A 21,622-nucleotide genomic window follows, 5' to 3' on the forward strand; every position below is an offset into this window, starting at 1 on the left:
GCGCGGGCCGTGGTGGCGGCCCGGGCCGACCAGTGGTGGTCAGGGGGCGGCAGCCGGTTGCGCCGACGGGGGGGCAGTGGCCACATCGTCGGCCTTGTTGTGCAGACCCTGCAGGTAGCTCGACAGCGCCTGCACCTCCTGCTCGCTCAGCTTCTGCGCGACTGTCGCCATGATCTGGAAGTGGGCCTTGTCGGTCTCGTTGGTCTGGCCGGCCTGGTATTCCTGCAGGCGGCGCGCGACATAGCTGGCGTGCTGACCACCGATGTGCGGATAGGCCGGACCCGGATTACCGGCACCGCTGGGGCCGTGGCACGCCATGCAGGCCGGCAGGCCGCGCTTGGCGTCGCCGCCACGGTACAGCTGCTGGCCGATCTCGTAGAACTTCATGCCCTTGTAGGGGCCGTCGGTGACTGCCGTGTCATCGGCGATGCCGGCGGTGGCCTTCTGCGTGGCGAAGAACGCGCCGATGTCGCGCATGTCCTGCGGGGTGAGATTCTGCACGAACGGCACCATCGCCACCGCCGCACCGGAGCTGCGCTGCCCATTGGCGATCAGGGCCATCTGCTGGGCGACGTAGCGTTCGCTCTGGCCGGCGATGGACGGGTACATCTCCACCGTGGAATTGCCGTCGGCGCCATGGCAGGCCGCGCAGGCCGAGGCCTTGGTCTGGCCGGCCTTGGCATCGCCCCAGTGGGTCTTGCTGAAATCCACCTCCAGCGAGGCGGTGTTGATCGGCCCGTTGTCGGGCAGCGGGGTCAACGTGGTCTGCGCGAACGCAGCAGCGGCAACGACTACAGCAGTGGCAAGGGCGGATACGGCAAGAACGCGAGCGTGGCGCATGCTGAAGCTCCGTATGGACCGGGCCGGGCGGTGGCCGCCGGCATCGCCCGGATTATCAACGCCGTTTCCGCGCACGGTCAACGCAGCAGTGCAGCAAAATGCCCGCAGAGGCCGCCGGCACGGGCGCGCGGCGCCGCAACATGCGATCCTAGGCACATGTCATTGCTCATCGAACGCGCCCGTTACCACCTTTCGGCCCACAACGTGCGGCAGCTGCCGCCCGACGAAGGGGCCGAAGTGGCCTTCGCCGGCCGCTCCAACGCCGGCAAGTCCAGTGCGCTCAACGCGCTGACCCGCCAGAACGCCCTGGCCCGTGTCTCCAAGACCCCTGGCCGTACCCAGCAGCTGGTGTTCTTCCAGGTCACCCCGGAAGCACATCTGGTCGACCTGCCAGGTTATGGCTATGCAAAGGTGCCGCTGGACCTGCAGGCGCACTGGCAGGCCTTCATCGACAAGTATTTCCGCACCCGCGAAGCCCTGAAGGGGCTGGTGGTGGTGATGGACATCCGCCATCCGCTGAAGGACTACGACCGGCAGATGCTGTCCTACGCCGTGCAGCGCGGCCTGCCGGCGCACGCCCTCCTGACCAAGGCCGACAAGCTCAGCCGCAGCCAGCAGATGCAGTCCCTGCAGAAGGTGCGCAAGGAACTGCAATCGGCCTACGGCGACAGCGTCAGCGTGCAGGTGTTCTCCGGCGAAGACCGTACCGGCGTGGACGAAGCCCGCGGCGTGATCGGCGGCTGGCTGGGGCTGGAATAAGGCATTTCCGGTCGCCCGGCTGGCAGCCGGGCGCTACCCGATCGGTGGGTGCCGACCTTGGTCGGCACACCCTTACAACGGCGAATACTCCGCCGGCACCCACGCATAGGCCTTGCCCTCGCCACGCACATGGCCCAGGCCGGGGAAGGGCAGGTGCGCACCGGCTACCCACCAGCCGTTGGCGGTGGCCTGCTGCAGCAGCCCGCGACGGCTGGCGATGGCCGCCGTGCGGTCCGAATCGGCCTCGAATGCCGCCTCCGGGTGCGCGAACTGCACCGCATGGAAGTGCAGCACATCACCCCATACCAGCAGTGACTGGCCCTGGCTGTCGAACCGGTAAGAGACATGGCCGGGCGTATGGCCATGGGTGTCCATCGCCACCGCGCCGCCGGGCAGGGCGTCGCCGGGGCTGAAGGTGCGCAGGTGGCCGCTGGCCTGGTATGGCGCGACCGCATTGCGTGCCAGCGGGAAGGCGAAGCGCACGCCCTTTGGCGCGGTGCCCTCGCTGGCCGGGTTGAGCCAGTAATCGGCATCGGCCTTGGACAGCCACACCGTGGCATTGGGATAGGCCGGCTTGCCCTGCGCGTCGAGTACGCCGCACAGGTGGTCCGGATGGGCGTGGGTCAGCAGCACCTCATCCACCTCGGCCGGGTCGACGCCGGAGGCGCGCAGATTGCCCAGCACCTGGCCCAGGCCGGGGCCAAAGCACTGCGCGGTGCCGGTGTCGACCAGGGTCAGGTGGTTGCCCTGGCGGATCAGGAACGCATTGATCGCGGTCTGCAGGCCCTTCTTGTCTTCCGGCACGTAACGGCCTTCCAGCAGGCGGCTGACCAGCGTCGGCGGCACGTCCACCACTTCCTGCCGGCCGAGCGCGACCACGCCGTCGAACAGGGCGGTGACCTGCAGCGCACCGATGCGCTGGTGATAGACACCAGGCACCTGCTGGGTGGGGGCGGGCGAAGTGGCCTCGGCCAGCGCGACCAGCGGCAGGGACGACAGGGCCAGCAGCAGGGCGCCGCGCAGCGGCAGGGGACGCAGGGTCATGGCGGTTCTCGGTGGATGACGGGCGGTTCCGTTGTGCCCAGAGTGCCGTGGCCGGCGTGTGCGCGGCGCTCAAACCACTGCGCGGAATGCTCAGGGAAGGGGTGTTGTCTGCAGGGCTGCGCCCTGAACCCGCTACGAGCCAGGGCAACGGCCGAAGCAACAGCAACAGCGACAGCGGGCTATCCGTGGGATGGCGGGGTGGGTCCGGTTGCGGGAGACGCCGTAAACCCGTCCATGGGGGCTTGGCCGCGGCATCCATGCCGCGGACACTCCCGCAACCGGACCCACCCCGCCTTCGACAGTTTTCCGCGATCTGTCAGCTCGTGGGGTCAGATCCGTTTTCCGCAGGAAAACGGATCTGACCCCAGAGTTTCATTCGATATCTGACAGATGTGTCGACCAAGGTCGACACCTACCAACAGTCGCGAAGATCTGTCAGAGGTGGGGCGGTGTGGGTGGGCAGGACCGTTGGCGCCATGGATGGCGCCATCGAGCCCCCATGGATGGGTTTACGGCGTGTCCTGCCCACCCACACCGTCCCGCCCTCCCACGGATAGCCGCTGTTGCTGTTGCTTTCGCTGTTGCCGTTGCCTCTGCAGGTGCAGGGCTGCAAGCCCTGCCGAACCCCCTCAAATGTCTGTGGGAGCCAGCCCGTACTGCTCGGCGAAGCGCTTGCTGAAACTCGCCGCAGACCGGTAGCCCGCGCGCGCTGCCACGGTCTTCAACGGCAGGTCCGTGGTGTAGAGCAGCTGCATGCCATGCGCCAGCCGTGCCTCGGTGAGCAGCTGGCGCAGGCTGGTGTCCTCGGCGGCAAGACGGCGGCGCAGTGTCGCGCCGCTCAACGCGAACTGTTCTTCCACATCGCGCGATTGCCAGTCGCGTGCTGGTTCGGCGGCGATGCGGTCGCGGATCTGTTCGCCCAGGCTCGGTGCCTGCGGCAGCAGCAGGTTGCCGTGGCCCTGCCGGCACAAGGTCAGTACCAGCGAGGCCAGGGCCAGCCGCGCTTCGCTGTAACGACCGTCCTGCAGCGATTGCCGCCACTGGCGCAGCACCGCGCCATGATCGATCAACGGCAGTCGCGCCATCACCTGGCCTGGCGCGGGAAGCTCCTCGCTCCACAGCGTGCGAGCGGCCGCCAGCACTTCGGCACACAGCGGCACGATGGCGCTGAGGTAGCGGCCACTGCGTGGGTCGGGGGTGTTGACTACATCGATGCGGCAGCGCTGGGTCAGCAGCAGGATGTCGCCGGGGATGAACTCCAGCGACTGGTGCGCGGTACGCACCTGCTTGCGGCCTTCCAGCAGGATCGCGAACTGCGGTTGCGGAATCTCCACCGAGCTGGCGCCATGTTCGCGCCGCGCGGTGATGCACGCATAACCTTCGGCGCGTGCGCAGCCGGCCAGACTGGCCATCTCGGCCAGCAGTGCGGTAACTGGCGGCAGCATGCCGGTCATGTCACCGGGGCGCCGAACAGGCGACCGACGCCTGCAGCGGCGGCCATTGCCAGTGCACCCCAGAACATCACCCGGATCGCGCCGCGTACCGGCGGGGCGCCGCCGGCCTGGGCTGCCACCGCGCCGGTCAGACACAGGCCGAGCAGGGTACTGGCCGTGGTCATCAGTGCGACCTTGTCGACCGGCGCCAGCAGGGCGGTCATCACTGGCAGCGCCGCACCGCAGGTGAACGCACCGGCCGAGGCCAGCGCTGCCTGCAGCGGACGGGCGCGCAGGGTATCGGTGATGCCCAGTTCGTCGCGGGCGTGGGCACCCAGCGCATCGTGGGCGGTAAGCTGTTCGGCAACCTGCCGCGCCAGCGCAGGCTCCAGGCCGCGGTGTCGGTAGATCGCGGCCAGCTCCTCCAGTTCGCTGTGCGGATCGTCGCGCAGCTCGCGCTTTTCCATTGCCAGGTCGGCCGCTTCGGTGTCGGCCTGGGTCTGCACCGAGACATATTCGCCCGCCGCCATCGACATCGCGCCGGCCACGGTACCCGCCACGCCGGTGGCCAGGATGGTCGCAGCCGAGGCGCCGCTGGCGGCCACGCCGACCACCAGGCCAGCCACCGAGACGATGCCATCGTTGGCGCCCAGCACGGCGGCTCGCAGCCAGCCGACGCGCTCGGAGCGATGCAGTTCGGGGTGTCGTGAATGGCGGCTCATGGCTCTGAGTGTACGAGGGTCAAGAGGGCGTCGGTAGGATGCTGAAACCCGTCACCGTCGCATGACGCAACGGGGTGCCACGCTATAGTGCGCCCTTGCGATGGAAGGCCGCGAGCCCCACATCCCCCGCCACCGTCCAGCGAGCCTTTCCCTTGTCGAGCCCCAGCCACGTCGCCGATACCCCCATTACCGACCGCTCGCAGCTGGTGGAGGTGATCGCCTCCGGCGAGAAGCCCCGCGCGCAGTGGCGCATCGGCACCGAGCACGAGAAGTTCGGGTTCCGCCTGGATGACCTGCGCCCGCCGACCTTCGAAGGCGAGCGCGGCATCGAAGCGCTGCTCAACGGCCTGGTCCGCTTCGGCTGGGAGCCGGTGCAGGAGAACGGCAACACGATCGCCCTGCTGCGCGATGGCGCCTCGGTGACGCTGGAACCGGCCGGTCAGCTGGAGCTGTCCGGTGCGGCGCTGGAGACCATCCACCAGACCTGCGTGGAGACCGGCACCCACCTCAACGAAGTGGCGCAGGTGGCCGGCGAACTGCAGCTGGGTTTCCTCGGCATGGGCTTCCAGCCGAAGTGGAAGCGCGACGAGATGCCCTGGATGCCCAAGGGTCGCTACAAGATCATGCGTTCGTACATGCCCAAGGTCGGTTCGCTCGGCCTGGACATGATGACCCGCACCTGCACGGTACAGGTGAACCTGGACTACGCGACCGAAGCGGACATGGTGAAGAAGTTCCGCGTATCGCTGGCGCTGCAGCCGATCGCCACCGCGCTGTTCGCCGATTCGCCGTTCACCGAAGGCAAGCCCAACGGCTACCTGAGCTACCGCTCGCACATCTGGACCGACACCGACGCTGACCGCACCGGCATGCTCGACTTCGTGTTTGAGGATGGCTTCGGTTACGAGCGCTATGTCGATTACCTGCTCGACGTGCCGATGTATTTCTCCTACCGCGATGGCATCTACCACGACGCCAGCGGGCAGAGCTTCCGCGATTTCATGCAGGCCAGGCTGCCGGTGCTGCCGGGCGCGCTGCCGACGCTGCGCGACTGGTCGGACCACATGACCACCGCGTTCCCGGAAGTGCGCCTGAAGAAGTACCTGGAAATGCGCGGCGCCGATGGTGGTCCGTGGAGCCGCCTGTGTGCGCTGCCGGCGTTCTGGGTCGGGCTGCTGTACGACGACGCTGCGCTGGACGCTGCGTGGGACCTGGTGCGTGACTTCACCCTGGCCGAGCGCCATGCACTGCGCGACGGCGTGCCGAAGCATGCGATGAACCTGCCGTTCCGCAATGGCACGGTGCGCGACCTGGCCCGCGAAGCCGTGAAGATTTCCGTCGAAGGCCTCAAGCGCCGCGCGGCGCGCAATGCCGACGGCCAGGACGAGAGCAAGTTCCTGGACGTGCTGCAGGAGATCGTCGAATCCGGGCTGACCCCGGCCGAGCGCAAGCTGGCGCTGTTCCATGGCCGCTGGCACGGCGACGTCGATCCGGTGTTCCGCGAATTCGCGTACTGAGTGGATTGCGGTAGTGCCGGCCGCTGGCCGGCAGCCAGGCGGGGGTGCCGGCCAGCGGCCGGCACTACCAGAAAAAAACCCCGGCATTGCCGGGGTTTTTCTTTTTCGCATCTGCCCTGGATCAGGCCGCGTCCTTCATCGTCGCCATGTCGATCACGAAGCGGTAGCGCACATCGTTCTTCGTCATGCGTTGCCAGGCTTCGTTGACGTTCTTGATGTCGATCATCTCCACATCGCTGACGATGCCGTGCTCGGCACAGAAGTCCATCATTTCCTGGGTTTCAGCCATGCCTCCAATCGCCGATCCGGTCAGGTGCTTGCGGCCGAAGATCACGCTGCCACCGGTCAACGGCGGGTCCAGTTCGGTCAGCACGCCGACCAGGCACATGGTGGCTTCACGCTTGAGCAGGCCCATGTACGGATTGGTGTCATGGCCAACAGGGATGGTGTTGAGCAGGAAGTCGAAGCTGCCCGCGTGCGCCTTCATCTGCGCGGCATCGCGCGAGACCAGCACCTCATCGGCGCCCAGGCGCTTGGCGTCGGCACCCTTTTCCGGCGTGGTGGTGATCATCACCACGTGCGCGCCGAGTGCCTTGGCGAACTTCACGCCCATGTGGCCGAGGCCACCGAGGCCGATCACGCCGACCTTCTGGCCCGGGCCGACCTTCCAGTGGCGCAGCGGCGACCAGGTGGTGATGCCGGCGCACAGCAGCGGCGCGGCGGCCTTCAGGTCGAGGGTGTCGGACACCTTCACCACGAAGCGCTGTTCGACCACCACGTGGTCGGAATAGCCGCCGTAGGTCGGCGCGCCGCTTTCGCGTTCACGGCCGTTGTAGGTCCAGGTCGCGCCCTCTGCGCAGTACTGCTCCAGGTCGTGCTCGCAGGCATCGCAGTGGCGGCAGGAGTCGACCATGCAGCCGACGCCGGCGTGGTCGCCGACCTTGAAGCGGGTGACGTTGCTGCCGACTTCGGTCACCCGGCCGATGATCTCGTGGCCCGGCACCATTGGGTAGATCGAGCCACCCCAGTCGTCGCGGGCCTGGTGCAGGTCGGAGTGGCAGATGCCGCTGTAGAGAATCTCGATGCGCACATCGTCCGGGCCGACCGCGCGGCGTTCGAACTCGAAGGGCACCAGCGGGTCGGTATGGGAGTGGGCGGCGTAACCACGGGCGAGGGACATGGGGAATCCTTGGCAGGGTTTGTCGAAAGGCGTTTTACAATACGCCCCGTACCCAGCCGCAAGAAGCACGGATATCGGCATGATTCATCAAGTGAAACTGCACAATCATGGCCACTGACAATCTCACCCACCTGGCCGCGTTCGCGGCGGTCGCCCGTCACCGCAGCTTCCGCCGTGCCGGCGCCGAGCTGGCGCTGTCGACCTCGGCGGTGAGCTATGCCATCCGCGCGCTGGAGGAACGGTTGGGCGTGGGCCTGTTCCATCGCACCACCCGCAGCGTGGCCCTGACCGAGGCCGGGCAGCGCCTGCTGGAACGCCTGCAGCCCGCGCTGGGCCAGGTGAATGACGCGCTGGAGGAGATGAACCAGTTCCGCGCCGCGCCGGCGGGCCTGCTGCGTATCAATGCTACCCGCGCCGCAGTGCCGACCCAGTTGGGGCCACGGCTGGCGCGCTTCCTGCACGCCCATCCCGACGTGCGGGTGGAGCTGACCGAGAACGATGGCCTGGTCGATATCGTTGCCGAAGGCTACGACGCCGGCGTGCGCCTGCACGAGTTCGTACCCGAGGACATGGTGGCGGTGCCGATGGGCCCACCGCTGCGTGGCTTGATTGTCGGCTCGCCGGACTACCTGCGGCGGCGCCCGGCGCCACAGCATCCGCGCGACCTGGCCACACACGAATGCATCCGCTTCCGCTTCGCCAGCGGGCATCTGTACAAGTGGCAGTTCGAGCGCGGTGGGCAGGCGCTGGAGATCGATGTACCGGGGCGGCTGACGCTGTGCGAGCAGGGCACCGTGGTCAGAGCGGTACTCGATGGCATCGGCCTGGCCTATGTGCTGGAAGACACCGCCCGCCCGTACATCGAATCCGGCCAGATGGTGGCAGTGCTGGAAGACTGGAGCGAACCGTTCGCCGGCTTCGCGCTGTACTACCCGAAGCAGCGGCAGATGCCCGGTGCGTTGCGCGCGTTCGTGGACATGCTGCGCGAGTGAGTTACTGCAGGAGTGCCGACCAACGGTCGGCACCCACCGTGGAAGGCCAGTGCCGACCAACGAATCGGGACCGGCCGGTAGATCCACGCCACGCGTGGATGGAACAACCTTACGGCGCCTGCAACACCGGCGCCAAGAACGCCACGCAGTCGCGCAGGTGCACGTCCACCGGCGCATCCTCGGCCACCACACCGATCACGCGTTCGCGCAGCGGCTCGGCCACGGCCATCGCCAGCAGCAATCGCGCCATGCGAACAGGATCTCCCTCGCGCAGCAGCCCACGCTGTTGCTGGCGCGCCAGCCAGTCGGCCAGCAGCGCACGGCCGCGTTCGATGCCGTTGTCCAGATAGGCCTGCAGCAGCGCGTCCTTGCCGGGAAAGTCGGTGGCCAGCAGGCGGAATACCTGCACCGCCTGCGCCGACAGCGCCTGCGCGCACACCGCGTGCAGGATGTCCTGCAGCAACGGCACGACCTCTTGGGCATTGCGCGCATCGCGCTGCAGTTGTGGCGCGAAGCCGTCGGTCCACTCACGCACCGCCAACCCAACCAGTTCCTCGCGATTGCTGGCGTGGCGGTAGACGGTCTTCTTCGCCACCCCGGCGTGCGCCGCCACCGCTTCGATGGTGGTGGCCTCGTAGCCCTGCGCCAGCAGCAGTTCCAGCGTGGCCTGCAGCACGGCGTGGCGGACTTCGGCTTCCGGCCGCGCAGGGCGGCCGCGGCGGCGGGTTGGTGGAGGTGGCTCGGGCAGGGTGGTGCTGTTCATTGCGCCCATCTTACCGCATCCGGTCAATTGCGAAACGAATAGCGTTTCCGTATTGTCGGGACTCCCAACACCGCAGGAGACCCCGATGGATACCGCTGTGAATGCCCGCGCCTGGCTGGACCACCACGATCTGCTCGACCCGGCACCGATGCGCCTGGAAACCGGCATCCAGCGCCGCGAAGACGGCACCCTGCTGGTGGCGGTGCGTACCGATCTGCACGGCTGCAAGGGCCGTATGCTGGACTGGTGGTTCACCTTCTTCGAGACCACCCAGCACATCCGCTGGTGGCATCCGGTCGATCATGTCGAGCATCGCGGCTGGGACGAGGCCTGGCAGCGCGGACGCAGCTACCACGGTGCCAGCATCCATGCGGTGGAATCGCTGGCCGACATTCCGCCGGTGGCGGCGCGCTTGAAGTTCCATGACCCGCGCACGTTGCTGGTGCCCGAGCGCCTGCAGGCGGCACAGGATGCAGGCGATGTATCGGCGGTGATCGCCGCGCGCATCGGCTTCGGCGACCAGGTCCGCCTGGATGCAAACGCTGACCCCTGCGACGGGCAGATGCTGCACGTCGCACGCGATACGCCGTTTGGCTGTGTGCTGCGCAGCCGCTTCGTGCTCGGCCTGGACAGCACCGATCCGCACCGCGATGCCGGCGATGCGGTCGGGCTGGGCCTGCTCAAGCACTGCTACACGGAGTTCAGTTTCCTCTCGCGCCTGCTGCCGTCGCTGTACTACGGCGAGCGCGCCAACGGCGAAGCGGTGCCGTTGCCGTGGTGAGCGGTGCAGCGGTCATTCGACCAGTGCGTCGTAGCCTTCGCCGCTGAACTGGATCAGGCAGAAGCCGTGGCCGAACGGATCGGCCAGCACGGCGATGCGTCCCCAGCGGCGCTCGCACACGGATTGCTCGAGCGTCGCTCCGGCTGCGACTGCACGTACCAGCGCGGCTTCGATGTCATCCACCACCCAATCCAGGTGCAGCGGCGTCCAATGGCGCTCGTAGTCGCGCACGTCGCCGTCTTCGGTGGCGGCGCTGCCGGCGTCGTTGTGCAGCAGGTAGAGCGGCGTTGGCCCACCGAGCAGCTCCACGGCGCCCTGGCCGAGACGGCGGCCGATGCGCAGGCCGAAGGCCCGGATGTAGAAGTCTTCGGCGGCGGCCAGGTCGGGCACGTCGAGGTTGACGATGAAGCTGTGGGCAGTGGCGTTCATGGCAGCGATGGGCGGCATCCGGTGGTCGCAGTCTAGTCCTGCCGCGTGCTGCGGCTGGTTCGTCTCCTGCGCGGATTCGGGCAAGCTGGGCGGTCTCCATCGACAAGGACATCCATGAGCGCGCTATCCGGCATCGAACAGGCCACCGGCCAGTCCTTCCCGCCCCTGTTCAAGCAGCTGCATGCAGCGGATCGGTTGAGTTGGGGTGCCCCACATCCGGAATGGTCCGAGGTGGTATTCCCGACGCTGCAGGCGGATCCGCCGGTGCTGCTGTATGCCCAGGACTATGAGCCCCTGGAGGACGATGAGCTGCTCGAGGCGTGGCAGGAGCTGACTGCGGAGGATCATTACAATCCCCTGCGCACTGACCTGCAGTTGCTGCCCTTTGCGCGGACCGGCGGTGGCGACAGCTACTGCTTCTGGAGCAACGCGCCCGGCTTTGCCGAGCCCCCCGTCGTGCTGGTGTGGCATGACGATGATCGTGCCGATGTGCTGGCGGCCAGCTATCAGGATTTCCTGTTCCGCAAGATGGTCGAAGCCGTTGCTGACTACCAGGGGCCGTACACGCTGCTGTCGCACGGCGAGCTGGCCAGCAACCTGCGGCGCTGGCTGCAGAGCCACCAGCCGTTCCTGCGCGATGACCAGTACGCAGCCCTGCAGCGGCTGTTCGCCCGCGTTGACGATATCGCTGAAGGAAACATCAGCGACGAGGATGCACAGGCCATCGTCGCTGAGGTGATCGGCTTCGGGCGGTTGGACGAGTCGTTCGCCTACGTGCGCGAGGACGCCTGAAGGCCGGGGTCGGATCCGCGCGCAGCGTGGCTCTGACTCCTTGTTCGCCGAACAGGGGTCAGAGCCCTTGCCGTTGGAAAGGGATCCGACCCCGTGGGGGATCAGCCCGCGGCTGGGTAGTCGAGGTAGCCTGCTTCGCCGCCACCGTAATAGGTGCTGCGGTCGGGCGTGGCCAACGCGATGTTGCGCTGCAGGCGTTCGACCAGATCCGGGTTGGCGATGAACGGCTGGCCGAACGCGGCCAGGTCAATGGTGCCCGCTTCGACCAGCTGCAGGGCGCGTTCGCGGGTCATGCCACCTGCCAGGATGACGGTGCCACCGTAGGCCTGCCTGAACTGCCGCAGGAACGCCTCGCCCAGCACCGACTGGCCCGCCTGCAGGTTGTCGTTGAGGTGCACGTAGGCCAGCCCACGCTTGCCCAGTTCCTCGGCCAGGTACAGATAGGTGGCTTCATTGTCGGGATAGAACGGCATGTCGAAGGTGAGGTTGTTCGGTGCCAGGCGCACGCCGATGCGATGCGCACCGATACGCTGCGCCATCGCATCGACGGTCTCCAGGATCAAGCGCGCACGATTGGGCAGCGAGCCGCCGTAGCGATCATCACGCTGGTTGATGAGCGGGTTGAGGAACTGCTCGAACAGGTAACCGTTGGCCGCATGCAGTTCGATGCCGTCGAAGCCGGCCGCAATGGCGTTGTCTGCCCCGCGCACGAAGTCGTCGACGATACCGGGGATCTCCGCAGTCTCCAGTGCACGTGCCGGAGTGGGATCGGCGTGGCCGCGGCTGCCATCGTCCAGGTACACGAACGAGGTGTTCTTCGGTGCGCTGGCCACCGGGCGGGTACCGGCGCTGACCGGTTGCCCACCGTCGGGCTGCAGCGAGGAATGCGACATGCGGCCGACGTGCCAGAGCTGGGCGAAGATCGTGCCCTGTGCGGCATGCACCGCCTCGGTGACACGCTTCCACCCGGCCACCTGCTCGGCCGACCAGATGCCCGGCACGTCGATGTAGCCCTGGCCCTGCGGCGAGACAGGCGTGCCTTCGCTGATGATCAGGCCGGCGCTGGCGCGCTGCCGGTAGTACTGCGCGGTGAGTTCGTTGGCGACCGCTCCGGGGTTGCGGGCACGGGTCATCGGCGCCATCGCGATGCGGTTGCGCAGGAAAGTGCCTGCAAGGTCGAAGGGGCGGAACAGGGCGGCGGTCATGTCGGTCATCTCGGTGCGGGGGAAGGCGCCAGCGGCGCGATGCACACAGGATGGAGTTGACATGCGGGCGCATAAAGCGCTTCGATCTCCCTGGGTGCGGGACTATTTGTCCCCAATGGAGCGCGAACGATGCTGCCGCTGGAATCGTTGAATGGCCTGGTCACGTTCGTCACCACGGCCCGCTCAGGCAGCTTCACCGAGGCCGCCGACGCGCTGGGCATCTCGCGCTCGGCGGTGGGCAAGGCCGTCGCCCGGCTGGAAGCGCGGCTGGGGGTGCGCCTGTTCCACCGCACCACGCGGCGCATCGCGCTGACCACCGATGGCGAGGCGTACTACGCATCGTGCGCGGCGGCGCTGGAAGAAATCTCCGCCGCCGAGGCCTGCCTGGGTTCGGCCGGCCTGCCCAGCGGGCGGCTGCGCATCGACATGCCATCCTCGTTCGGGCGCCTGGTGGTGCTGCCGGTGCTGTTGCGGCTGTGCCGGCAGTACCCGGACCTGCAGTTGACGATGACCTTCACCGATCATTTCGTCGATCCCATCGAGGAAGGCATCGACCTGCTGATCCGCTTCGGCGGGCTGCACCAGGCCGAGCATCTGGTGGCGCGGCGGCTGGGGAGCCAGCGACTGGTCACCTGCGCATCGCCAGAGTATCTGCAGGCGCACGGCGTGCCGCGCACGGTGGAGGAACTGGCGCAGCACCGCAGCATTGTTGGCTTCCGCCACGGGCAACCGGTGTGGTGGCGGATCGGTAGCGAGGAGGACGAAGGGACATTCATCCCGAATGCGCCGTATCAACTCAATGACGGCGACGCGGTGATCGAGGCGGCCATCGCCGGGCTTGGTATCTGCCAGATGCCGGTTTCACTGGTACGCCGTCACCTGGATTCCGGCGCGCTGCGGTCGGTGCTGGATGCGCACATGCAACGGCACATCGATATCCACGCGCTGTGGCCACCGACGCGCCACCTGCGGCCCAAGGTGCGCTACGTGGTGGATGAACTGACCCGGTTGGCGGGTGAGGGATTGTTTGATTGAGCCGGCCAGGATTGAGTTCGTGACTTCGGCTTGTATACTGTCCCCCAGTATAGTTCCGAGATGGCCCGCCATGCCGCACTCCCCCGAAGAAAAGAAAAAGGTCCTGGCCCGCGTGCGCCGCATCCGCGGCCAGTGCGATGCGCTGGACCGCGCGCTGGAAGCCGGCGCTGACTGCGGGCCGGTGCTGCAGCAGATCGCCGCCATCCGTGGCGCGGTCAACGGCCTGATGTCCGAGGTGATGGAGGCTCATCTGCGCGAGGAGTTCGGGCAACCCGCAGCCTCCGATGAACAACGCGCCGAACGCGTGCGCGACATGAGCGCGTTGATCCGCTCGTACCTGAAGTAAACGACGGCGCAACATGGCGCCGCCCATCCTGTCATTGCCTGTCTCTGGAGAGTCCACCCATGAAATCCCGTGCCGCCGTCGCCTTTGGTCCCGGCCAGCCGCTGCAGATCGTCGAGATCGACGTCGCCCCGCCGAAGGCAGGCGAAGTGCTGGTCAAGATCACCCACACCGGTGTCTGCCACACCGATGCGTTCACCCTGTCCGGCGATGACCCGGAAGGCCTGTTCCCGGTGGTGCTGGGCCATGAAGGCGCCGGCATCGTGGTCGAGGTCGGCGAGGGCGTGACCAGTGTCAAGCCCGGCGACCACGTGATTCCGCTGTACACCGCCGAGTGCGGCGAGTGCCTGTTCTGCAAGAGCGGCAAGACCAACCTGTGCGTGGCCGTGCGCGCCACCCAGGGCAAGGGTGTGATGCCCGATGGCACCAGCCGCTTCAGCTACAACGGTGAGCCGCTGTACCACTACATGGGTTGCTCGACCTTCAGCGAGTACACCGTCGTTGCCGAAGTCTCGCTGGCCAAGATCAACCCGGACGCCAACCCGGAACACGTCTGCCTGCTCGGCTGCGGCGTCACCACCGGCATCGGCGCGGTACACAACACCGCCAAGGTGCAGGAAGGCGACAGCGTGGCCGTGTTCGGCCTCGGTGGCATCGGCCTGGCGGTGATCCAGGGTGCGCGCCAGGCCAAGGCCGGCCGCATCATCGCGGTGGACACCAACCCGTCCAAGTTCGAACTGGCGCGCGAATTCGGTGCCACCGACTGCATCAATCCGAAGGATTTCGACAAGCCGATCCAGCAGGTCATCGTTGAAATGACCACCTGGGGCGTGGACCACAGCTTCGAGTGCATCGGCAACGTCAACGTGATGCGCGCGGCGCTGGAATGCGCGCACCGTGGCTGGGGCCAGAGCGTGGTGATCGGCGTGGCCGGTTCGGGCCAGGAGATCTCCACCCGTCCGTTCCAGCTGGTGACCGGGCGCAAGTGGATGGGCACCGCCTTCGGCGGCGTGAAGGGCCGCAGCCAGCTGCCGGGCATGGTCGAGGATGCGATGAAGGGCGATATCGAACTGGCCCCGTTCGTCACCCACACCATGGACCTGGACAAGATCAACGACGCCTTCGATCTGATGCATGAAGGCAAGTCGATCCGTTCGGTGGTCCACTACTGAGCCGCGTCATGGGCTGGTTCGATGCCCTGCGCCGGCCGCGTGCGGAAGACCCGCGCGCGGCCCTGGTAGCGCCGATCGAGCAGGCGTTGCGTGCGCTGGGCTGGGTCGACGGCGAGGTGGGGCCACCGCGTGCGGTGACTTCGGCCTTCGGCAGCGACGATGGCATGCCGTTCGAGCAGTGGCTTGCGCAGGTATTCCTGCCGCGCCTGCACGAAGCCCGCGCCGACGGCCAGTGGCCACCACGCAGCGACGTGGCGGTGGCGGCGTATCGCAACCTGGACGGCCAGCCTGGCGTCGAATCATTGCTGCGCCTGCTGGCACAGCTGGATGAACGGATCAACCAAGGCATCCACGCCGGGCGTGGATAACCCGACCAAGGTCGGCATCTACCAGAAGCACGCGTGCGCTGACGCGCCGCGCAGGAGAGCACCATGGAACGCATTGAACACCGCGCATGTTTTGGCGGCTGGCAGGACGTCTACCGCCATCATTCGACCACGCTGGGCTGCGACATGCAGTTCGCCGTGTACCTGCCACCGCAGGCGGAAACACAGAAGCTGCCGGTGCTGTACTGGCTGAGCGGCCTGACCTGCACCGAGCAGAATTTCATCACCAAGGCCGGCGCGCAGCGTTATGCGGCCGAGCACGGTGTGATCATCGTCGCGCCCGACACCAGCCCGCGCGGTGATGACGTAGCCGATGCCGAGGGCTACGACCTGGGCAAGGGGGCAGGGTTCTACCTCAATGCCACCCGCGCACCGTGGGCGAAGCACTACCGCATGCATGACTACGTGGCGCAGGAGCTGCCGGCGCTGATCGAGGCGAACTTCGCGGTGACCAACGCGCGCGCGATCAGTGGCCATTCGATGGGCGGCCATGGCGCGCTGGTGATCGCGCTGCGTAACCCCGGGCGCTATCGCAGCGTGTCGGCGTTTTCGCCGATCGTCGCGCCCAGCCACGTGCCGTGGGGGCAGAAGGCCTTCCATGCCTATCTGGGCGACAACCCGGCCGACTGGGCGCAATGGGATGCCTGCGAGCTGATCGCTATGGCTGACGAGCGCCTGCCGCTGCTGGTCGACCAGGGCGAGGCGGACGAGTTCCTGCAGACCCAGTTGCAGCCGCAGCGCCTGCAGCAGGCCTGCGACGCCGCCGGCCATCCGCTGACCCTGCGCCTGCAGCCCGGCTACGACCACAGCTACTACTTCATCGCCAGCTTCATCGGCGAGCACATCGCCCACCACGCCCGCGCCCTGCAGGGCTGAGGGCTTTCCGGTAGCGCCGGCCGCTGGCCGGCAACCTGCAGCCCTGTGATTCATTGGGTTTGCCGGCCAGCGGCCGGCACTACCATCGCGGTGCACTCGGAGTGTCGTTTTGCCGCAGTGGATCACGCCGCTGTGGCGTGCCGGCGCGCTATCGTGCGCGTAGACGGCCTTGCGGATCGGGGGGATGCATGCCGGTAGTGCTGGCGCTGCTGTATGTGCTGTGCCATGGCCTGGTGCTGGCCCTGTGGCCTGGCCCCGCCGGGGTAGGCTCCTTCGTTTTCCTGACCGGCGCACCGCTGCTGGCCGCCGCCGCGTGCCTGGTGCGGGCGCAACGTGACCGCGCCGCTCTGGGCTGGCGTTCTACCGCGATGGCACTGCTGCTGTGGGCCGGCGGCATGACGTTCAACATGGTGGATGCGCTGGGTGCCGGCCGGGCTGACTTCACCCCACGCGTCAGCCTGTTGTTGTACGTGCTGTATGGCGTGCCCCTGGTGTTCATCCTGGCGCGGGCACGCCGCGAGCGCCTGAGCATCAGCCTGATCGACGCGGCGATGGCGGCGCTGCTGGGTGTGCTGTTCTTCGTGCACACCGCATCGTTCGCCGCCCGTGTCGAGGTCGACGCCCATGCGATGTCCAACATGCAGCGCATGTTCGACATCCAGAACCTGTGTATCGCCGCGTTCGCCGTGGTGCGATGGCTGGCCGGCGACGTGCCCGAACGGCGCAGGTTCTTCCGCGCACTGGCGCTGTACGCGATGGCCTATCTGCTGGTGGCCTACTACATCAACCATTACACGTCCGACGATGCATTCGGTGCGTTCAACGATCTGCTGATTGACATACCTTTCCTGCTGATCGCCTGCCTGGCGCTGGACACGGCGCCGGACGCAGGCACAACGCCGCACCCGCGGCTGGCGAGGACGGTGCAGGCCGCCGGTCCGATCATCCTGCCATTGCTGCTGCTGGTGGTCGGCACGCTGGTGGTCGATCATGCGCGGCCGTTGGCCGTTGCCGGCTTCGTCGTAGCCACCCTTGGCTTCGGCCTGCGCAGCGTCCTGCTGCAGACCGATCTTCTGGAACGCCAGGCAGCACTGGATCAACTGGCGCGGCAGGATGGCCTGACCGGCGTGGCCAACCGCCGCGAGTTCGACGCACGGCTGACGTCCGAGTGGAATCGCGCACGGCGCAGCGGCACCGAGCTGGGCCTGCTGCTGGTGGATATCGACCACTTCAAGGCCTTCAACGACCAGCACGGCCATCCGGCCGGTGATCGTTGCCTGCAGGCGGTGGCCGGGGTGCTGAAGGCCATAGCCGGTCGCGGTGGTGACAGCGTTGCGCGTTATGGCGGTGAAGAGTTCGCCGTCATCGTGCCCGGAAGCCCGTTGTCGGGCGTGCTGGCGCTGGCCGAGCGGCTGCGCGAAGCGGTCGAAGCGCTGCCATTGCCGGAAGGCCCGGTCAGCATCAGCGTCGGCGTGGGTTACCTGCATCCGCCGGCTCTGGCCAGTGCCGATCAGTTGCTGGCAGACGCCGATGCCGGCCTGTATGCCGCCAAGCGGGCTGGCCGCAACCAGGTGATCCTGCATGCGCATGTGCTGGACGACGAGGGCAGCACGCACGGAACGATGGACTGCTGAGCAGCTCTCTGCATGCGATCACACGGGGGGCGCGACGGCTTATCGCTGCCGCAGCCAGCCGGTCGGATCGAGCAGCCTCAGCCCGACCGGTGACAATGAGCGTTGCCGCAACGGCAGGTTTGCCGCCTGCACGGCCATCGCACAGCGTGCCAGTTGCCGGCGCAACGGTGCCAGCGTGTCGTCTTCGCGGGGCCGCGCATGCCGCCATTGTGCGATGCGCAGCAGGCAGACCAGCAGGTCCAGTTCGCTGGCGGCAATGAAGGGAGAGCCGGCCGGCAGCAGATCGATCGGAGCGGCGGGGGTGGCCAGCAGCGGCAGCAGGCCGATGAAGGCGTCGCATCCCTCCTGGCCAAGCCCGAGTCCGCTCAGCTGGGCAAGGCCATCGGCCTGCAGATCGGGGTCGCGCAGCTGCCGTATCGCGCCCAGCAGCGCCTGTTCGCCGCGGCCGAACTGTCGACCGAAGGCGCGGTAGTTGACCCGGGTGGGAAACAACGGGGAACGGGAGGCCATGGTGGCTAGGGCTGTGGGTCGCGGGTTTCCACCAGTACCGGACAGGGCGCGTGGTCGATGGTCCATTGCCCGATCGAGGGTTCGAACAGGCGTTCCAGCCGGGACAGGTGGCGGTGGCCGATGACGATCAGGTCGCACTTCAGGCGCCGGGCCTGCTCGCTGATCACTTCGCCAGGGTCACCGGAGGGAATCTGCGCGATGGCGTCAATGCCGCGTTCGCGCAGCTCGGCCAGGGCTTCGGCCAGCACCGCTTCGGCCCGCGAGCGCTGGCGGGCGGCTTCCGGGTACTCGATGCGGTCGGCTTCGCTGGCATCGGCCGCCAGCGCGAATTCGGGGTCGAGCACGCACAGCAGGTGCAGGCGGCTGTGGGGGCCGGCGATGGCGGCGGCCAGGTCGAGCACGCGTGCGTGCTGGGGGCCACCATCCAGGGCGACCAGCAGGGTATTGAACATGGATGTCTCCTTGGCAGGCCGGGGATGGTCGCCGATGTCACCGCGCGCACCCATGCCGTGCGCGGCAGTCAATGAATGCGTCGAACGCAATCCACCGTGGTTGCAAGTGCCGTAAAGTCATCTGATTTACTGGAGACTGTCATGCCCCTGCCGGACCTGAACCTGTTGCTGGCACTGGACGTGCTGATTGACGAATGCAGCGTGGCCGCCGCCGCGCGCCGGATGAACCTGAGCGCGCCGGCGATGAGCCGTACCCTGGGCCGGATCCGCAACGCGCTGGGCGACCCGGTGCTGGTGCGTGCCGGCCGCGGTCTGGCGCCCACGCCCCGCGCCCTGCAGCTGCGCGAGCAGGTCCGCGATGTGATCGAGCAGGCCCACCGCGTCTTCAACGCCGGTCGTGAAGTGGACATGCGCGTGCTCGAGCGGACCTTCAGCGTGCGTGCCAATGATGTGTTCGTCGGGGGGTTCGGCGGACGCCTGCGCGAGCTGTTCCGCCAGCAGGCGCCGCGCGCAGTGCTGCGCTTCGTGCCCGAAGGCGATACCGATGACGATGCGATGGCGCAGGGCCGGATCGACCTGTACATCAGCACGGCCGGCAAGCATGCGCCCGATACCAAGGTGCAGAACCTGTTCAGTACCTCGTTCATGGGCGCCGCGCGCGAAGATCATCCCTTGTTCGATGAGGAGATCAGCGCCGAGCGTTTTGCCGCCTGCGACCACATCGCGGTGTCGCGCCGCGGCTTGCCGCGTGGTCCGATCGACGATGATCTGGCCGCGCTGGGCCTGCAGCGGCGGGTGGCGCTGATCAGCCCGACCTTCCACGGCGCGATCTTCGCGGCGGCCGAATCGGACCTGATCCTGCCGCAGATGCCGAGCGTGATGCTGGAGCGGATCGTCAGCATGCGCCTGCCGCTGCGCCTGTTCCCGCTGCCGATCCCGGTGCGGACCGCCGCCATCGTGCAGGCCTGGCATCCACGCCTGGACAACGACGCCGCCCACCAGTGGCTGCGGCGGTCGATCAAGACCATGTGCGAAAGCGCAGGGGAGGCCCCGCGCTGACATCTGCATGCGTGCGCCTGGCGCACGCCTGGGATGCGGGTTGCGCCATTTTTCGCAGGGTACCGGCTCCCTAGACTGCGCTCCCCGGAGTTTCACTGAGCGCATTCCAATGACCCCCAACATGCCGTGCACCGCACGGATAGGTGCCCGGCGATGAGTACGCCGGCCGCCGCTGTCCCGGCCGCCGCAGCGCCCCGTCCTGCCGCCGCCCCCGGGCTCGATCGCCGCATTCTGGTCGGCCTGTGTGGCGTGCTGCTGGCGGTGCTGGTGTCGGGCTTCAACGAGAACATCACCAAGGTCGCCCTGGCCGACATCCGTGGCGCGATGGGTTTCAGCGTCGACGACGGCAGCTGGGTCGTCGCCCTCTACAGCGCGATGTCGGTCAGCGCGATGGCCTTCGCACCGTGGTGTGCCGCCACCTTCTCGCTGCGCCGCTTCGCATTGGCGATGATCGGTGGCTTCATGGTGCTGGGCGTGCTGTGCCCGCTTGCCCCGAACCTGCAGGTGTTCCTGCTGCTGCGCGCGCTGCAGGGTCTGTGCGGTGGCGCGCTGCCGCCGCTGCTGATGAGCGTGGCGCTGCGCTTCCTGCCCCCGGGCATCAAGCTGTATGGCCTGGCCGGCTATGCGCTGACGGCGACGTTCGGCCCAAGCATGGGCACGCCGCTGGCCGCGTTCTGGGTCGAGCAGGTGGGCTGGCACTGGGCGTTCTGGCAGATCGTGCCGTACTGCCTGGCCGCCATGGCGATGGTCGGCTGGGGCCTGCCTCAGGACCCGCTGCGGCTGGAACGCTTTGCCCAGTTCGATGGCGTCGGCCTGCTGCTGGGCCTGCCGGCGCTGGTGCTGCTGGTGCTGGGCCTGGTGCAGGGCCCGCGCCTGAACTGGTTCGACTCGCCGATGATCACGCTGATGATCGGTGGCGGTGCCGGCCTGATGGTGCTGTTCATGATCAATGAATGGTTCCATCCGCTGCCGTTCTTCAAGCTGCAGCTGCTGGCCAACCGCAATCTCAGCTACTCGCTGGTGACGCTGGGCGGCGTGCTGTTCGTGCTGCTGGCAGTGATCTCGATCCCGTCCGGGTTCCTGGCCAGCGTGCAGGGCTACCGGCCGCTGCAGACCGCACCGATGCTGCTGTGGGTGGCGCTGCCGCAGGTGATCGCGCTGCCGCTGGTGGCGGCGCTGCTGAACATCCGCGCGGTGGACTGCCGCTGGGTGCAGGCCACGGGCCTGGCGATGCTGGCGCTGGCCTGCTGGCTGGGCTCGCACCTGGACGTGGCCTGGATCCGCGACAACTTCCTGTGGGTGCAGCTGCTGCAGGTGTTCGCGCAACCGATGGCGGTGCTGCCGCTGCTGATGCTGGCCACCGGCGGCCTGGCGCCGCAGGACGGCCCGTTCGCCTCGGCCTGGTTCAACACGGTCAAGGGCTTCGCTGCCGTGCTCGCCGGTGGTGTGCTGGATGCCGTCGCCCAGGGCCGCCGTCATTTCCATTCCACCGTGCTGGTCGACCGCCTTGGCGAGCAACCGTGGCTGGCCGATGGCCCGCAGCTGGGCGCGCGCCTGCATGCACAGGTACAGGCGCTGACTTCGGCCGACCTGTACTGGGTGGTCGCACTGGTGGCGCTGGCCTTCATTCCCCTCATTGCCTGGATGCCCACCCGCATCCATCCGCCACGTGCCGTGGCCTGAACCTTTCGCAGGAAC

At 67.6% G+C, this 21,622-nt stretch carries 23 protein-coding genes; 13 read left to right on the forward strand and 10 right to left on the reverse strand.

The genetic code is table 11. The features are described from left to right. Positions 1-39: 39 nt before the first annotated feature. On the reverse strand, positions 40-840 hold the full coding sequence (locus AC5P9L_RS07635) for a c-type cytochrome (RefSeq protein ID WP_005411023.1): 801 nt from the start codon (positions 838-840) through the stop codon (positions 40-42). A gap of 156 nt (positions 841-996) precedes the next feature. Between AC5P9L_RS07635 and yihA the strand changes: the two genes are divergently transcribed. After that, positions 997-1,599, forward strand: a complete 603-nt coding sequence (gene yihA, locus AC5P9L_RS07640; protein ID WP_005411022.1) for a ribosome biogenesis GTP-binding protein YihA/YsxC — start codon at positions 997-999, stop codon at positions 1,597-1,599. 72 nt (positions 1,600-1,671) lie between these two features. On the opposite strand, the gene AC5P9L_RS07645 is transcribed toward yihA, so the two are convergent. The 3 genes from AC5P9L_RS07645 to AC5P9L_RS07655 all read right to left on the reverse strand — a co-directional run bounded on the left by AC5P9L_RS07645 (position 1,672) and on the right by AC5P9L_RS07655 (position 4,798). After that, positions 1,672-2,643, reverse strand: coding sequence for an MBL fold metallo-hydrolase (locus AC5P9L_RS07645; protein WP_049396489.1), 972 nt, complete (start codon positions 2,641-2,643; stop codon positions 1,672-1,674). A 629-nt stretch (positions 2,644-3,272) separates the two neighbouring features. Then, the gene (locus tag AC5P9L_RS07650) at positions 3,273-4,097 is read right to left on the reverse strand and encodes a helix-turn-helix transcriptional regulator (RefSeq protein WP_043034020.1); all 825 of its coding nucleotides are present in this window, start codon (positions 4,095-4,097) and stop codon (positions 3,273-3,275) included. Continuing rightward, positions 4,094-4,798, reverse strand: coding sequence for a VIT1/CCC1 transporter family protein (locus AC5P9L_RS07655; RefSeq protein ID WP_043034022.1), 705 nt, complete (start codon positions 4,796-4,798; stop codon positions 4,094-4,096). Before AC5P9L_RS07655 ends, AC5P9L_RS07650 begins: the two co-directional genes overlap by 4 nt. Before the next feature lie 152 nt (positions 4,799-4,950). Between AC5P9L_RS07655 and AC5P9L_RS07660 the strand changes: the two genes are divergently transcribed. Further along, entirely contained in the window at positions 4,951-6,315 is a 1,365-nt protein-coding gene (locus AC5P9L_RS07660) for a glutamate--cysteine ligase (protein ID WP_049450587.1), read from the forward strand. 121 nt (positions 6,316-6,436) lie between these two features. Here the strand turns inward: AC5P9L_RS07660 and AC5P9L_RS07665 are convergent, their stop codons facing one another. Beyond that, the gene (locus AC5P9L_RS07665) at positions 6,437-7,495 is read right to left on the reverse strand and encodes an NAD(P)-dependent alcohol dehydrogenase (RefSeq protein ID WP_495230597.1); all 1,059 of its coding nucleotides are present in this window, start codon (positions 7,493-7,495) and stop codon (positions 6,437-6,439) included. A gap of 107 nt (positions 7,496-7,602) precedes the next feature. On the opposite strand from AC5P9L_RS07665, the gene AC5P9L_RS07670 reads away from it, so the two are divergent. Beyond that, positions 7,603-8,487, forward strand: a complete 885-nt coding sequence (locus tag AC5P9L_RS07670) for a LysR family transcriptional regulator (protein WP_005411016.1) — start codon at positions 7,603-7,605, stop codon at positions 8,485-8,487. Positions 8,488-8,596: 109 nt separating this feature from the next. On the opposite strand, the gene AC5P9L_RS07675 is transcribed toward AC5P9L_RS07670, so the two are convergent. Beyond that, positions 8,597-9,259, reverse strand: coding sequence for a TetR/AcrR family transcriptional regulator (locus AC5P9L_RS07675; RefSeq protein WP_227415428.1), 663 nt, complete (start codon positions 9,257-9,259; stop codon positions 8,597-8,599). 76 nt (positions 9,260-9,335) lie between these two features. On the opposite strand from AC5P9L_RS07675, the gene AC5P9L_RS07680 reads away from it, so the two are divergent. Beyond that, complete coding sequence (locus AC5P9L_RS07680; protein ID WP_201862505.1) at positions 9,336-10,031, forward strand: DAPG hydrolase family protein; 696 nt, start codon at positions 9,336-9,338, stop codon at positions 10,029-10,031. 12 nt (positions 10,032-10,043) lie between these two features. On the opposite strand, the gene AC5P9L_RS07685 is transcribed toward AC5P9L_RS07680, so the two are convergent. Then, the gene (locus AC5P9L_RS07685) at positions 10,044-10,460 is read right to left on the reverse strand and encodes a VOC family protein (protein WP_227415427.1); all 417 of its coding nucleotides are present in this window, start codon (positions 10,458-10,460) and stop codon (positions 10,044-10,046) included. Between the two features lie 114 nt (positions 10,461-10,574). On the opposite strand from AC5P9L_RS07685, the gene AC5P9L_RS07690 reads away from it, so the two are divergent. After that, positions 10,575-11,252 carry an SMI1/KNR4 family protein gene (locus AC5P9L_RS07690; protein ID WP_065183179.1) on the forward strand — a complete coding sequence of 226 codons (678 nt, stop codon included), beginning with the start codon at positions 10,575-10,577 and terminating at the stop codon, positions 11,250-11,252. A gap of 101 nt (positions 11,253-11,353) precedes the next feature. On the opposite strand, the gene AC5P9L_RS07695 is transcribed toward AC5P9L_RS07690, so the two are convergent. Beyond that, positions 11,354-12,457, reverse strand: a complete 1,104-nt coding sequence (locus AC5P9L_RS07695; RefSeq protein WP_227415426.1) for an alkene reductase — start codon at positions 12,455-12,457, stop codon at positions 11,354-11,356. Positions 12,458-12,586: 129 nt separating this feature from the next. Between AC5P9L_RS07695 and AC5P9L_RS07700 the strand changes: the two genes are divergently transcribed. The 6 genes from AC5P9L_RS07700 (at position 12,587) to AC5P9L_RS07725 (ending at position 17,903) form a co-directional block, all read left to right on the forward strand. Then, positions 12,587-13,492, forward strand: a complete 906-nt coding sequence (locus tag AC5P9L_RS07700) for a LysR family transcriptional regulator (protein WP_060380164.1) — start codon at positions 12,587-12,589, stop codon at positions 13,490-13,492. 70 nt (positions 13,493-13,562) lie between these two features. Further along, complete coding sequence (frmR, locus tag AC5P9L_RS07705) at positions 13,563-13,838, forward strand: formaldehyde-responsive transcriptional repressor FrmR (RefSeq protein WP_005411009.1); 276 nt, start codon at positions 13,563-13,565, stop codon at positions 13,836-13,838. A gap of 59 nt (positions 13,839-13,897) precedes the next feature. Then, positions 13,898-15,007 (forward strand): S-(hydroxymethyl)glutathione dehydrogenase/class III alcohol dehydrogenase, encoded by a 1,110-nt coding sequence (locus tag AC5P9L_RS07710; protein WP_005411008.1) that lies wholly within the window; start codon positions 13,898-13,900, stop codon positions 15,005-15,007. A gap of 8 nt (positions 15,008-15,015) precedes the next feature. After that, positions 15,016-15,375 (forward strand): YqcC family protein, encoded by a 360-nt coding sequence (locus AC5P9L_RS07715; protein ID WP_012481241.1) that lies wholly within the window; start codon positions 15,016-15,018, stop codon positions 15,373-15,375. A 63-nt stretch (positions 15,376-15,438) separates the two neighbouring features. Beyond that, the gene (gene fghA / locus AC5P9L_RS07720; protein WP_049459665.1) at positions 15,439-16,269 is read left to right on the forward strand and encodes an S-formylglutathione hydrolase; all 831 of its coding nucleotides are present in this window, start codon (positions 15,439-15,441) and stop codon (positions 16,267-16,269) included. 188 nt (positions 16,270-16,457) lie between these two features. Continuing rightward, a complete protein-coding gene (locus AC5P9L_RS07725) occupies positions 16,458-17,903 on the forward strand; it encodes a GGDEF domain-containing protein (RefSeq protein ID WP_099474242.1) in 1,446 nt (481 codons plus the stop codon). Positions 17,904-17,942: 39 nt separating this feature from the next. Here the strand turns inward: AC5P9L_RS07725 and AC5P9L_RS07730 are convergent, their stop codons facing one another. Then, the gene (locus tag AC5P9L_RS07730) at positions 17,943-18,413 is read right to left on the reverse strand and encodes a hypothetical protein (RefSeq protein ID WP_005411004.1); all 471 of its coding nucleotides are present in this window, start codon (positions 18,411-18,413) and stop codon (positions 17,943-17,945) included. Between the two features lie 5 nt (positions 18,414-18,418). Next, positions 18,419-18,865 (reverse strand): universal stress protein, encoded by a 447-nt coding sequence (locus AC5P9L_RS07735; RefSeq protein WP_005411003.1) that lies wholly within the window; start codon positions 18,863-18,865, stop codon positions 18,419-18,421. A 141-nt stretch (positions 18,866-19,006) separates the two neighbouring features. On the opposite strand from AC5P9L_RS07735, the gene AC5P9L_RS07740 reads away from it, so the two are divergent. Continuing rightward, positions 19,007-19,924, forward strand: a complete 918-nt coding sequence (locus AC5P9L_RS07740) for a LysR family transcriptional regulator (protein ID WP_043034033.1) — start codon at positions 19,007-19,009, stop codon at positions 19,922-19,924. 153 nt (positions 19,925-20,077) lie between these two features. Next, positions 20,078-21,607 (forward strand): MFS transporter, encoded by a 1,530-nt coding sequence (locus tag AC5P9L_RS07745; protein ID WP_033835214.1) that lies wholly within the window; start codon positions 20,078-20,080, stop codon positions 21,605-21,607. The last annotated feature ends 15 nt before the right edge of the window (positions 21,608-21,622 follow it).

This window comes from Stenotrophomonas sp. YJH_SMC_64 (assembly GCF_059371375.1).

What these genes read in the sequence shown, in the direction of transcription:
- AC5P9L_RS07635 (WP_005411023.1), bottom strand. Translation starts at nt 840, where the DNA reads ATGCGCCACGCTCGCGTTCTTGCCGTATCCGCCCTTGCCACTGCTGTA.
- yihA (WP_005411022.1), top strand. Translation starts at nt 997, where the DNA reads ATGTCATTGCTCATCGAACGCGCCCGTTACCACCTTTCGGCCCACAAC.
- AC5P9L_RS07645 (WP_049396489.1), bottom strand. Translation starts at nt 2,643, where the DNA reads ATGACCCTGCGTCCCCTGCCGCTGCGCGGCGCCCTGCTGCTGGCCCTG.
- AC5P9L_RS07650 (WP_043034020.1), bottom strand. Translation starts at nt 4,097, where the DNA reads ATGACCGGCATGCTGCCGCCAGTTACCGCACTGCTGGCCGAGATGGCC.
- AC5P9L_RS07655 (WP_043034022.1), bottom strand. Translation starts at nt 4,798, where the DNA reads ATGAGCCGCCATTCACGACACCCCGAACTGCATCGCTCCGAGCGCGTC.
- AC5P9L_RS07665 (WP_495230597.1), bottom strand. Translation starts at nt 7,495, where the DNA reads ATGTCCCTCGCCCGTGGTTACGCCGCCCACTCCCATACCGACCCGCTG.
- AC5P9L_RS07670 (WP_005411016.1), top strand. Translation starts at nt 7,603, where the DNA reads ATGGCCACTGACAATCTCACCCACCTGGCCGCGTTCGCGGCGGTCGCC.
- AC5P9L_RS07675 (WP_227415428.1), bottom strand. Translation starts at nt 9,259, where the DNA reads ATGGGCGCAATGAACAGCACCACCCTGCCCGAGCCACCTCCACCAACC.
- AC5P9L_RS07680 (WP_201862505.1), top strand. Translation starts at nt 9,336, where the DNA reads ATGGATACCGCTGTGAATGCCCGCGCCTGGCTGGACCACCACGATCTG.
- AC5P9L_RS07685 (WP_227415427.1), bottom strand. Translation starts at nt 10,460, where the DNA reads ATGAACGCCACTGCCCACAGCTTCATCGTCAACCTCGACGTGCCCGAC.
- AC5P9L_RS07690 (WP_065183179.1), top strand. Translation starts at nt 10,575, where the DNA reads ATGAGCGCGCTATCCGGCATCGAACAGGCCACCGGCCAGTCCTTCCCG.
- AC5P9L_RS07695 (WP_227415426.1), bottom strand. Translation starts at nt 12,457, where the DNA reads ATGACCGCCGCCCTGTTCCGCCCCTTCGACCTTGCAGGCACTTTCCTG.
- AC5P9L_RS07700 (WP_060380164.1), top strand. Translation starts at nt 12,587, where the DNA reads ATGCTGCCGCTGGAATCGTTGAATGGCCTGGTCACGTTCGTCACCACG.
- frmR (WP_005411009.1), top strand. Translation starts at nt 13,563, where the DNA reads ATGCCGCACTCCCCCGAAGAAAAGAAAAAGGTCCTGGCCCGCGTGCGC.
- AC5P9L_RS07710 (WP_005411008.1), top strand. Translation starts at nt 13,898, where the DNA reads ATGAAATCCCGTGCCGCCGTCGCCTTTGGTCCCGGCCAGCCGCTGCAG.
- AC5P9L_RS07715 (WP_012481241.1), top strand. Translation starts at nt 15,016, where the DNA reads ATGGGCTGGTTCGATGCCCTGCGCCGGCCGCGTGCGGAAGACCCGCGC.
- fghA (WP_049459665.1), top strand. Translation starts at nt 15,439, where the DNA reads ATGGAACGCATTGAACACCGCGCATGTTTTGGCGGCTGGCAGGACGTC.
- AC5P9L_RS07725 (WP_099474242.1), top strand. Translation starts at nt 16,458, where the DNA reads ATGCCGGTAGTGCTGGCGCTGCTGTATGTGCTGTGCCATGGCCTGGTG.
- AC5P9L_RS07730 (WP_005411004.1), bottom strand. Translation starts at nt 18,413, where the DNA reads ATGGCCTCCCGTTCCCCGTTGTTTCCCACCCGGGTCAACTACCGCGCC.
- AC5P9L_RS07735 (WP_005411003.1), bottom strand. Translation starts at nt 18,865, where the DNA reads ATGTTCAATACCCTGCTGGTCGCCCTGGATGGTGGCCCCCAGCACGCA.
- AC5P9L_RS07740 (WP_043034033.1), top strand. Translation starts at nt 19,007, where the DNA reads ATGCCCCTGCCGGACCTGAACCTGTTGCTGGCACTGGACGTGCTGATT.
- AC5P9L_RS07745 (WP_033835214.1), top strand. Translation starts at nt 20,078, where the DNA reads ATGAGTACGCCGGCCGCCGCTGTCCCGGCCGCCGCAGCGCCCCGTCCT.